We start from the raw sequence: 11,181 nt of genomic DNA on the forward strand, positions 1-11,181 counted from the left end.
CACCTATCCCTTCACATATCCCAGACCCTCAACGATCTTTCCGTCCCGAACGCGCATGATGTTTACGCCGCGTACCCGGTCCGCTGCATCTTCGCTCCAGCGAAGTTGCCAGCGGATGATTCCACGGTCTTCGCTGGCCCATATGTCCTCTTCTTCGAAAACAAGGTTCGCGGTGGACGCAATCCCTTTCCAGAAATTGAGGCATGCCTCACGCCCTTCGTAGCGTGCTCCATCGGGGGCCGGCGCCGTGTTTTCGAGAACACAGCCTTCGCCAATCAGATCGTCGAGGTCTTCAGCGCGATGCTGCTGAAAAGCGGTGTTGAAACGCTCCATGAGCTTGCGGGTCATTTCGCTATTGGCGTTCATCTTTCTTCCTCGCTTTGTGAAATAGAGCCTCGCCCTCGAAGGGGTCTCGGCGCAGTCGGGTGCTGGGGGTAATGGCTCGAGCGTTGGGTCAATCCGGAAGCGGAGCCGACTGGCCCGGCAATTTCGAGTATCCCAGCGCTTCGACGATCCGGCCGTCGCGGACGTGCATCAGGTTGACGCCCCGCAGCGACTGGCCGTCGCCGAAGTGGAACCGCCAGCAAATGGTGGCACGGTCGCCCAGCGCGCGCGTTTCTTCGACTTCGAAATGGGCAACGGTGTCGCTGGCGAGGGCCTCCCAGAATGCAAGGCAAGCGTCGTAGCCTACGTATCGCGTGCCATCGGGGGCCGGCTGGATAGACTCCATCACGCAGTCAGGTGCGATCAGGTCTTTGAGTTTCGCGGGATCTCGATCAAGGAATACCCGGTTGAACTCCTCGATGACGCCGGCCGTTCCGTTCGTTTGCATAATTTCCTCATAGACAGACAGGTCTGTCTATGCAGCATACAGATCTGTCTGCTAGAGTCAACGACATGAACAAGACCGTCCCGCAAACCGATCCTGGAGCAAGCCCTGCGCGCCGCCGCCTGCTCGATACCGCAACCCGCCTTTTCTACGCCGAGGGCATCCGTGGCGTGGGCATCGATCGCATCATCGCCGAAGCGGGCGCCGCAAAGGCGACGTTCTATAACCACTTCCCGTCGAAGGACGATCTGGTTCTTGCCTACATCGAAGAGCAGGACCAACTGGGGCGGAAGGCTGTGTCAGAGCTGCCCAAGCAACCTCCGCTTCAGACGATCACGGTGATCTTCGGACGCATCAGCGCCGCCGTCGTCGGCGGGGATTATCGGGGCTGCCCATTCCTCAACGCAGCCGCGGAATACCCGGACGCGAAGAGTTCCGTTCGGCAAGCCATCAACGCCCAGCGCGCTTGGTTTCATGGTGTGCTCAGTAAACTTCTGGTGGCCGATGGCGACCCAGCCCCATCGGCCACCGCTTCTTTGCTGGTCGCGCTCTACGACGGCCTTCTCGAAATCGCATATCTGGATGATCCGGCGAGGGTTCCCGCTTTGGTGGAAGAGGCGCTTCGAAGGCTTCTGGCCCGACGCTAAAGTCGAGCCGTGCGCGTCGGCGTTGTCTCGCGTGCCAGCCACGCGAGCCCCTGGAGCTCTGGAATGATGCGCCAGCGACTGCGCGCGGCATCATTCCGTTGCTATGGAGGCACAAGATGTCCCACTCCACCGAACGGCGCAGTTCATGGAATGCCGGTTCGGAGTGACCGCGTTACACCTTGGGCATGACGCCCTTGTTGACGAGCCATGTCTCGAAGGTGCCCGGGCATCCTTCGTTGAGCCATCGTCCCCGATAGGAGAAACCGGGGGTGGCGCGCCATGCGCCGACGAACCCGTCATCATAGCGGCCGACAGCTACAATTGCCTTGTGCATCTTTCCGGGATGCTTCTTCTTGGACTTTGAAAATTTCACTGGATGCCCCCCTACGCACTACAACCGTGAAGTCATAGCGTCTCACAGTGCACGCGCCCGTCAAGGATTAGACGGGTGCGTAAATCGGGTTATCGAGTGGTGAGAATGTGGCGCCTGTTCGATGGCTGCTGATGGAAGGCCGTCCCCCGACAGGCGTCGCTCGGCGCTATGGTCGCCCTGTCTCGACGACGCCTGAGTCATACACGATCTTGCCGCCGAGCAGGGTCAGGACGGAGCGGACCGTATCGACCTCGTCCACCGGCATGGTCATGTAAGGTTTGTCAAGCACGGCAAGATCGGCGAACTTGCCCGTGGACAGCGTGCCGCGGTCCTCTTCCGCAAAGCCGATCCAAGCGGCGTTGCGGGTATAGAGGCGAAGCGCTTCCTCACGCGTCAACAACTGATCATCTGCCTTTTGCACTGTGCCTCCGAGCGGACGCCCCGTCAGGTGATATTCTATCGCCTGCCAGACGCCGGCGACGCCGATGCGGGTAGAGTCGGTGCCACCGGCCACCATGATCCCCTTGTCGATGGCGAGCCGCGTCGGTGGCGAAACTGCAGCGACCGCGGCACCGTTCGCTTCCCTGATGGCAGGAGCCTCGAAATACGGCCCCATCTGGACGGTGTAGGCGAGGCCCATCTTCTGCATTCGGTCGAGGGTTCGTTCCGATCCGGTGTTGAGGTGGGCGATCGACCACCTGAGGTCATTGAGCGGGTGCGTCTTGTGCACCTCCTCGAAGACGTCGAGGATCGCGCTCGCGGAATCGTCGGTATAGGCATGGATCTCGACGGGGATATGTCGTTCCGCAGCGAACAGCGCGACTTTCAGCAGTTCGTCGCGGGCTTCCTTGGGCGGCGCGAAACCCGGCCCCATCTGCACGCCGTCGTTCATCGCAAAGACCAGGGATTCCCCAAGGCCGAGGAAGCTCAGCGTGCCGTCGTCGTGGACGGCGGGACGGAACGACATGATCTCGCGGAACCATTCAGCCTCTTTGCCGGGATGGGCCGCCGGAATGCGGTAGCCGGCCCTCAGCGTCAGGCCGCCTTCGTCGCGGAGCGCGAAGAACGGTTCGTAGCCGGCCGCCGGCCCTGCGGAAGGGTCGATGAAGCCGGTAACCCCGGCTGCATTGAGATGCGAGAAGAACACCTTGAGGTTCGCCTTGCGCTCTTCCTTTCCAATCGCGCTGAGTTGTCCGAAGAGCACGTTGAACGAGCTGATGTTCCCGAAGAGCTTGCCCGTCGCGCGGTCCTCTCCGTTGCGCTCAACCCTGACGCCGGGCGGTAGTTTCGGTATGGCGCTGTCGAGCGCAAGCAGCTCGATCGCCTTGGTGTTCACGAGTGCGTAGTCATAGAGATATTGCACATAGGCCGGGGTGTCCGGCAGGGCCTTGTCGAGGTCGGCAAGCTCGGGCGGACGGCGCTCGGCGAACTGGTCCGGATGCCAGGAGCCGACGACCGCGACCCACTGGTCCCTGGCGCGATCCCGCGCCGCAGTCTTCAAGGCTTCGAGCGCGCTCGCAAGGCTTGTTTCGTCGTGCCAGTAGGTCTCGAAAGGATAGGTCTGGCCGCCGCGAATCGCATGGATATGCGTGTCGACAAGGCCGGGAATGACGGTGCGGCCGCCAAGGTCCAGGACCTCCGTGTCAGGCTGCACCAGCTTTGCGATGTCTTCGTCGCTGCCGACCGCCACGATACGGCCATTGGCAATGGCAAGCGCTTCCGCCGCCGGCCTGGCCTCGTCCATGGTGACGATCGTGCCGTTTCTGAGCACGAGGTCGGGGCGATCGTTTGCCAGGGACGGTTGCGTGAAAACGGCAAGCTGCGCCGCGGCGAGGCAGAAAGTCGAAAACCGGCGGATCAAGGCACTCTCCTCAACAGGATCGGTGAAACCAAACTGGCGGAGGGCGCGGGTGGTTCGCGCGGCTTTCTCCGACAATTGCGACGTCGGATGGTGGCCGAGCCGTCTTCGCCACGCCTGAGATAGTGGGCCCAAAAAAGATACGGGCGCTACAAGCCGGCGGTAGGCATCGAATTCGAACCACAGTGTCTCAAAAATAGGACAAGGATCTCGGCGCGTGCCGATCCAGACTGCGATGCATGGGGAGCCGTTGAGGAGAAGGCCGACGCTCAATTGCTTCCCATGGCGCGCAGAAAGTCCACGTCGAATTGGACGATAGTCCACCAAAAGAGCACACTCGAACCTCATCTCCACGGGAACGGCAAGCTATCAATCTGTCGGCAGGATGAGGAACCCGCCAGATCAGAACCAAGGGAGCGAGAAATGATCCACGCCGATGACGGCTCACTGTCCCAGGAACAGCGAATGATGCGCGACAGCTGCCGCGCCTTCGTCGACGACGCGGTGACGCCTTTCATTCGATCGAACTGGCAGCGCGAATGGGACATGAGCCCGGGCGAGCGGCTGCCGCGCTCGATCCTGGAGGGGGCCGAAACGATCGGCGTCCGCACGCTCGGCGTGCCGGAAGCCTATGGCGGCGTCGACCTGGAGCGCGAGACGGAGGTCAGGACCTTCGCGCTGATCTCCGAAGAAATCGCTCGCGGCGACTCCGGCCTTGCCGACAAGCTGGTGCAGAACTGGAAGGTCTCGATCTTGCTGCGCGAATTCGCGCCAAAGCACCTGCAGGACAAGTGGTTTCCACGCCTTCTGGCGGACCCGCAGTTCCTGCTGGCTCATTGCCTGACCGAGCCGCGCGGCGCTTCCGATCGCTGGCTGCCCTACAATGTGCCCGAGGCGGCGATGCACACGAAGGCCGTGCTCAAGGACGGGCACTGGGTGATCAACGGCCGCAAGCAGTTCATCTCGAACGGCTTCGATGCGAGCCTCTATGTCGTCTATGCCAACACCGACTCCTCGGTCGGCATGCTGCAGGGAACTTCGAGTTTACTCGTCCCCCGCGACACGCCCGGCCTGACGGTGACGAAGTGCAACGAGACCATGGGCTGCCGTTTCATGAACAACGGCGAACTGGTGTTCGAGGACTGCCGGGTTCCGGCCGATCACCTTCTCGTCCAGAACACCGCCCTTGGCAGCGCCGGGCAGTATTTCCGGGCCGGCAAGATCATCCAGGCGGCCAAGAACCTCGGCGTCGGCGTCGCCTGCTTCGAGCGCACGGCGGACTACGTCCAGAACTACGTGCAGGGTGGGCGTATTCTCATCAAGCACCAGGCCGTGGCCCTGCGGCTCGCCGACATGGCGACGCGGATCGAGGCGGTGCGCGCGCTGATCGAGCGGGCGTCGAGGGCCGTCGACGAGGGGCATCCGGACATGGATGTTCTCTGCAACATGGCCAAGGTCTACGCCTCGGAAGAGATCATGAAGGTCGCGACCCACGCGCTGGAACTGCATGGCGGCAACGGCGCAATGCTGGAGTTCGGCATCGAGAAGCTGTTCCGCGATGCTGCGATCTTCCTGCACATGGATGCGACCGTCGACGTCAGCCGGATGAAGATCATCAAGACCATGTTCCCGGCGACCGCCGGCAAATACGCAGGCCCTGAAAACTAGGGCCTGCCGGAGGAGATGGCGGGCTCGGGAGGACGAAGATGAAGATACTGGTCGCGATAAAGCGCGTTGCCGATCCGAACGTGAAGGTGAGGCTACGGTCCGATGGCAGCGGTCTCGACCTTGCCGCCGTCAAGATGACGATGAACCCGTTCGACGAGATCGCGGTCGAAGAGGCGGTCCGCCTCAAGGAGGCGAGCATCGCCTCGGAGGTGGTCGTCGTTTCGGTCGGCCCCGAAAAGGCGACGGAGACGTTGCGCACCGCACTGGCGATGGGGGTCGATCGCGGCCTCCTCGTCAGGACGGAGGCGACGACCGAGCCGCTGGCGGTTGCCAAGGTGCTCACCGCCGTCGCCGGCGAAGAACAGCCGGCCTTGATCCTTCTTGGCAAACAGGCCGTCGACGACGATTGCAACCAGACCGGACAGATGCTGGCGGCAAAACTCGGTTGGCCGCAGGCGACCTTTGCCTCGCAGCTGACCGTCGATGGCAACCGCGCCACCGTCATTCGCGAGGTCGATGGCGGATCGCAGACGATTGCGCTTGCGCTACCGGCGATCATCACGGCGGATTTGCGCCTCAACGAACCACGCTACGCGTCGCTGCCGAACATCATGAAGGCCAAGAAGAAGCCAGTGGAGGAAAAGTTACCTTCAGACTACGGGCTGGTCATCGAGGAGCGCCTGGAGGTTGTCCGTCTCGAAGAGCCGCCGACAAGGGCCGCCGGCATCAAGGTGAAATCGGTGGCGGAGCTTGTCGAACGACTGAAAACGGAAGCGGGAGTGCTGGCATGAGCGTGCTTGTCTTGGCCGAACACGGCAATGCGCAACTGGATGAGGCAACGGCAAGGGCGGTCAGCGCTGCCCTTTGCCTCGGCAACGATATCCATGTGCTTGTCGCGGGTAAGGGGTGTCAGGAAGCAGCGCTGGCTGCCGCCCGCCTCGACGGCATCTCCAAGGTCCTGGTCGCGGACGAGGAAAACCTTGCCAACCAGCTTGCCGAGCCGCTCGCCGAGCTGATCGTCGCCTTGTCGGGAAACTACGATGCCATCGTCGCGGCATCCAGCTCGACCGGCAAGAACGTGATGCCCCGCGTCGCCGCGCTGCTCGACGTCATGCAGATCTCGGACGTGATCGCGATCGACGGCCCCGACCTGTTTCGCCGTCCGATCTATGCCGGCAACATCGTTCAGACCGTGCGCTCGAAAGACCCGAAACGCGTCCTCACGATCCGGGCGTCGGCATTCCGTGCCGTGGGTCAGGGAGAAGCGAAGCCGATCGAGACCGTCGACGCTACCCCAGGCGCCTCCCGGTCGACGTTTGTCGCCAATGCCGTCGCAGTTTCGGAGCGGCCCGAACTGACATCGGCGCGCATCGTTGTGTCCGGCGGGCGTGGCATGGGCTCGGCCGAAAATTTCGAGACGGTGCTTGCGCCGCTCGCCGACAGGCTGGGTGCCGCATTGGGCGCGAGCCGCGCGGCGGTTGACGCCGGCTATGTGTCGAACGACCTTCAGGTCGGCCAAACCGGCAAGATCGTCGCGCCCGACCTCTACATCGCCTGCGGCATTTCCGGCGCGATCCAGCATCTGGCGGGCATGAAGGATTCGAAGGTGATCGTCGCGATCAACAAGGACGCGGAAGCGCCGATCTTCCAGGTGGCCGATTACGGTCTCGTCGCCGATCTCTTCGAGGCCGTTCCCGAGTTGAAGGGTACGATCGCAAGCGCGCCTTGAAGCAGGTGGCGTCGGCACTGAGGCAAACGGGAGGACGGGATGGCAAGAACAGATGGGCAGCCGGACAGCGATTCGGATCAGGACGGTGACGATACCCTTTCGGCGCCCTTTCGTTCCTACGCGCTCGAACGGGCCGACGCGCCTCGTTTCCATATTCGTCTGGTCGAAAAGACCCAAAGGCTCTATCCGGCCCACAAGCACGACTATTTCCAGATCGTCTATTTCATGAGCGAGGGGCCGACGGCGCGCGTTGGCCTCAGATCCTACAAGCCGCATCCGGGCTCGGTCTATTTCATCGCGCCCATGACCCCGCATCAGATGCGGTTCAGCAGCGCGTCGCGGTCCGTCGTTATCTACTTCGACCTCGATTTCCTCCGGCCGGGCATCACGCGCTCTTATCCGATACAGGAACTGGTGCGCATCGCCCCCGAGCTCACGCCCTTCGCCTGGCAGGGGCACATCGACTTCAACCTCGACGAAGCCCAGGCTGCGCGCGTCGAGGAGGCTTGCCGGGTGATGATCACGGAGCATGCCGAGGATCGGATCTGCACCGGGGAGATCATTCGCGCCGAACTGACGCTGATGCTCGGCAGGATCTGCCGGGCCTATGAGGATCGTTTCGACGAGTTGTCGCCGGTGCTGCCGGCGTTCGGCCGGGACAGCGGACACATGCGCCGGATCTCCGATTTCATCGCGGAGAACTACCTGCGTTCGCCGACGCTCGATCAGGCGGCCGCCTATGCCAGGCTTTCCCGCAGCCGTCTCTGTGCGCTGTTGCGGCAGCACACGGGCACGAGCTTCAACGCGCTCATCCGCGAAATGCGCATCGATGACGCGCGCGAACGCCTGGTGCTGACCGACGAGCCGATCGGCCAGATCGCCTATGCCGTCGGCTACAACGACGAGAAGTATTTCCTGCGGGCGTTTCGAAAGTCAGTCGGAATGACGCCGACGGCCTATCGGGCGAAACGGCTGAGCGACCTTGCCGTACCCGCGACGACGCGGCGCGGCCTCGGCGCACAGGCCCCGGGCCTGATGCCAAGGGGCAGGAGCTAGGCGGATCACACGAAACCAGCCGGACAACGGGATTGTCCGATGGACAGAGGAAAGCCTGATCGGGATGCGGTCCGGCATATGCGGTTGATTGCAAAATGGGAGGAGTAGCAATGCTTAAGAATGTCGAGGATCAGGCGCGGGCGCCGCTCCGGATGTCCGGCCTGTTTGTGGGCGGGGAATTTCTGGACGACGGCAGTGCCACCACGTTCAGCGTCGAGGAGCCGGCGACCGGCGCGACGATCGCGCATGTGACCAATGCGTCGGAGGCCGACGTCGATCAGGCCATCAGAAGCGCGCGCGCCGCCTTCCAGGCCTGGCGCGACCGCTCCCCGCGCGAGCGCGGCCAGATCCTGCGGGAGGTTGCCGCCCATATCCGCAAGCACGTGGACGAACTGGCCGAGATCGAGGCGCGCGAAGTGGGCAAGCCACGTCGCGATGCGCTCCGCTTCGACGTGTCGTTCTGCCATGCCTGCTTCGACTATTTCGGCGGTCTCGCCGATACGATCCACGGAGAGATCCTCGATCAAGGGCCGATCGAGGCGCGCATCAATTACGAGCCCTACGGCGTGGTGGCCGCGATCCTGCCCTTCAACTGGCCGCCGATCCACTTCTCCAAGAAGTGCGCGCCGGCGCTTGCCGCCGGCAACACCGTCGTCATCAAGCCGGGGGAACAGGCGCCCTTGACGGTGCTGCGCCTTGTGGAGCTCGCCAACGAGATCCTGCCGCCGGGCGTTCTCAACGCGGTCGCCGGCATGGCCTCCGGCCCGGCACTTGCCGCCCATCCGCTGGTCGAGCGCATCACCTTCACGGGTTCGACGATGACGGGCCGGCGCGTGCTGCAGTCGGCCGCGCAGAACCTCACCTACGCCACGATGGAACTGGGCGGCAAGAACGCGCTGATCGTACTTCCCGATGCCGATCTCGACGTCGCGATCAACGTCGCGCTCGAAGGCATGTTCTACAATCAGGGCGAGGCCTGCACCTCGACGTCGCGCATCCTCGTACATGATAGAATCCATGACGAGTTCCTCGAGCGGTTCGCACGGGCGACCGAGAAACTGGTCGTCGGCGACGGGCTGGATCCGGCGACCGATATCGGCGCCATGGTCGATGCGAAACACCGCGACAAGGTTCTCTCCTACCTCGACATCGCGCTGAAGGAGGGAGCCCGTCTCGTCACCCAGGGCAAGCTGCCGACCGACGAGCGCTTGAAGGACGGCTACTGGGTCGCGCCGACGGTTCTTGCTGATGTCACGCCCGACATGACCCCGGCGCGCGAGGAGATGTTCGGCCCGATCGCCAGCATCATGCGGTTTTCGACCGAGGAAGAAGCAATCCGCATCGCCAATGACAGCCAATACGGCCTGACAGCGGCGATCTGCACGACCGACGAAGCGCATGCCGGCAAGATCGCGGCCAAGCTCGAAGCGGGCATGATCTTCATCAACAACTACATGCGCCGCGCCTTCCTCGGCTCGCCCTTCGGCGGCCAGAAAGGAAGCGGCTTCGGCCGAGAAAATGCAGCGGAAACGTTGCGCGAATTCACGCGCTCGAAGAACGTCCGGTTTCCGTCGGGCCGGGGCACCATCCCGACCTGGCCACCGAAGGACTGAGTTCGCCCGGACCAGATCCATTGAACCAAACCTCCAGCACGGTGACGCCCCGTCTTCGGCGCGTCGCCGTGCGAACTCCGACCGGTCCCAGTTAAGGGTGGGCGTCGCGTTCCGCGCGACGCACCCTCTCTGTAGGGCCGGCAATTGATAGGCGGGTTGCATGCAGTTGGATGAACGCGAGAGCATGGAGTTCGACGTTGTGATCGTGGGTGCGGGACCGGCGGGTCTTGCGGCGGCGATCCGGCTGAAGCAGGTCAATCCGGAGCTTTCGGTTGTCGTGCTCGAAAAGGGCGCCGAGGTCGGTGCGCATATTCTGTCGGGGCTTTGCCGCAACCGAAGTGCTCTACAACGACGAGGGTGCGGTCATCGGTGTTGCCACCGGCGACATGGGCATYGAGCGCAACGGCGAGCCGGGACCGAACTTCGCCCGCGGCATGGCACTGCTCGGCAAATACACCCTGATCGGCGAGGGCGTGCGCGGTTCGCTCGCCAAGCAGCTGATCGCCAAGTTCGATCTCTCCAGGGACAGCGACGTCCAGAAGTTCGGCATTGGCCTGAAAGAGCTCTGGCAGGTGAAGCCGGAGAACCACCGGCCMGGCCTGGTGCAGCACTCCTTCGGCTGGCCGCTCGGCATGAAGACCGGTGGCGGCTCGTTCCTCTACCATCTCGAAGACAACATGGTCGCCGTCGGCTTYGTCGTGCACCTSAATTACAAGAACCCCTATCTCTTCCCGTTCGAGGAGTTCCAGCGCTTCAAGACGCACCCGGCGATCCGCGGCACCTTCGAGGGCGGCAAGCGGCTGTCCTATGGGGCGCGAGCGATCACCGAGGGCGGCTACCAGTCGGTGCCGAAGCTCTCCTTCCCCGGTGGTGCGCTGATCGGCTGTTCGGCCGGCCTCGTCAACGTGCCGCGCATCAAGGGCAGCCACAATGCGGTGCTGTCGGGCATTCTCGCCGCCGAGAAGCTGGCGGCGGCGATCGCCTCCGGTCGCGCCAATGACGAGCCGATCGAGATCGAGCGCGGCTGGCGCGACAGCGCCATCGGCCAGGATTTGAAGCGGGTTCGCAACGTCAAGCCGCTGTGGTCGAAGTTCGGTACGGCGATCGGCGTTGGGCTCGGCGGTCTCGACATGTGGACCAACCAGCTGTTCGGCTTCTCCTTCTTCGGCACGCTGAAGCACGGCAAGACGGACGCGCAGTCGCTCGAGCCGGCCGCTCAGCACCAGAAGATCGACTATCCGAAGCCCGATGGTGTGCTCACCTTCGACCGGCTGTCCTCGGTGTTCCTGTCGAACACCAACCACGAGGAGGATCAGCCGGTCCATCTGCAGGTGAAGGACATGGAGCTGCAGAAGCGCTCCGAGCACGACATCTATGCCGGCCCGTCGACGCGCTACTGTCCGGCCGG

At 63.3% G+C, this 11,181-nt stretch carries 10 protein-coding genes and 1 pseudogene; 7 read left to right on the top strand and 4 right to left on the bottom strand.

The features are described 5' to 3' along the window. Positions 1 to 3 precede the first annotated feature (3 nt). Together AB4Z53_RS33940 and AB4Z53_RS33945 are read right to left on the bottom strand one after the other, a co-directional pair. The gene (locus tag AB4Z53_RS33940) at positions 4 to 366 is read right to left on the bottom strand and encodes a nuclear transport factor 2 family protein (protein ID WP_441599777.1); all 363 of its coding nucleotides are present in this window, start codon (positions 364 to 366) and stop codon (positions 4 to 6) included. 88 nt (positions 367 to 454) lie between these two features. Further along, positions 455 to 832: a nuclear transport factor 2 family protein gene (locus tag AB4Z53_RS33945; RefSeq protein WP_441599779.1), complete on the bottom strand. Its 378-nt coding sequence runs from the start codon at positions 830 to 832 to the stop codon at positions 455 to 457. A gap of 65 nt (positions 833 to 897) precedes the next feature. On the opposite strand from AB4Z53_RS33945, the gene AB4Z53_RS33950 reads away from it, so the two are divergent. Beyond that, positions 898 to 1,476, top strand: a complete 579-nt coding sequence (locus AB4Z53_RS33950) for a TetR/AcrR family transcriptional regulator (protein WP_441599781.1) — start codon at positions 898 to 900, stop codon at positions 1,474 to 1,476. A gap of 172 nt (positions 1,477 to 1,648) precedes the next feature. Here AB4Z53_RS33950 and AB4Z53_RS33955 read toward each other — a convergent pair whose 3' ends face one another. Beyond that, positions 1,649 to 1,849 (bottom strand): hypothetical protein, encoded by a 201-nt coding sequence (locus AB4Z53_RS33955; protein WP_162768941.1) that lies wholly within the window; start codon positions 1,847 to 1,849, stop codon positions 1,649 to 1,651. A 166-nt stretch (positions 1,850 to 2,015) separates the two neighbouring features. Further along, positions 2,016 to 3,710, bottom strand: coding sequence for an amidohydrolase (locus tag AB4Z53_RS33960; protein WP_441599783.1), 1,695 nt, complete (start codon positions 3,708 to 3,710; stop codon positions 2,016 to 2,018). 420 nt (positions 3,711 to 4,130) lie between these two features. Between AB4Z53_RS33960 and AB4Z53_RS33965 the strand changes: the two genes are divergently transcribed. The 6 genes and pseudogenes from AB4Z53_RS33965 to AB4Z53_RS33990 all read left to right on the top strand — a co-directional run. Next, positions 4,131 to 5,375: an acyl-CoA dehydrogenase family protein gene (locus AB4Z53_RS33965; protein WP_441599785.1), complete on the top strand. Its 1,245-nt coding sequence runs from the start codon at positions 4,131 to 4,133 to the stop codon at positions 5,373 to 5,375. Positions 5,376 to 5,413: 38 nt separating this feature from the next. After that, the gene (locus AB4Z53_RS33970; protein WP_441599786.1) at positions 5,414 to 6,166 is read left to right on the top strand and encodes an electron transfer flavoprotein subunit beta/FixA family protein; all 753 of its coding nucleotides are present in this window, start codon (positions 5,414 to 5,416) and stop codon (positions 6,164 to 6,166) included. Further along, entirely contained in the window at positions 6,163 to 7,104 is a 942-nt protein-coding gene (locus AB4Z53_RS33975) for an electron transfer flavoprotein subunit alpha/FixB family protein (protein ID WP_441599788.1), read from the top strand. Before AB4Z53_RS33970 ends, AB4Z53_RS33975 begins: the two co-directional genes overlap by 4 nt. A 39-nt stretch (positions 7,105 to 7,143) precedes the next feature. Then, positions 7,144 to 8,160 carry an AraC family transcriptional regulator gene (locus AB4Z53_RS33980; protein WP_441599790.1) on the top strand — a complete coding sequence of 339 codons (1,017 nt, stop codon included), beginning with the start codon at positions 7,144 to 7,146 and terminating at the stop codon, positions 8,158 to 8,160. A 110-nt stretch (positions 8,161 to 8,270) separates the two neighbouring features. Continuing rightward, positions 8,271 to 9,773: an aldehyde dehydrogenase family protein gene (locus tag AB4Z53_RS33985; RefSeq protein WP_441599792.1), complete on the top strand. Its 1,503-nt coding sequence runs from the start codon at positions 8,271 to 8,273 to the stop codon at positions 9,771 to 9,773. A gap of 160 nt (positions 9,774 to 9,933) precedes the next feature. Further along, a pseudogene (locus AB4Z53_RS33990) lies at positions 9,934 to 11,181 on the top strand (4Fe-4S dicluster domain-containing protein); the annotation flags it as partial.

Origin of the sequence: Ensifer sp. 2TAB8 (genome assembly GCF_052115125.1) — a bacterium.
In the GTDB taxonomy this organism is placed as follows: Bacteria; Pseudomonadota; Alphaproteobacteria; order Rhizobiales; family Rhizobiaceae; genus Ensifer.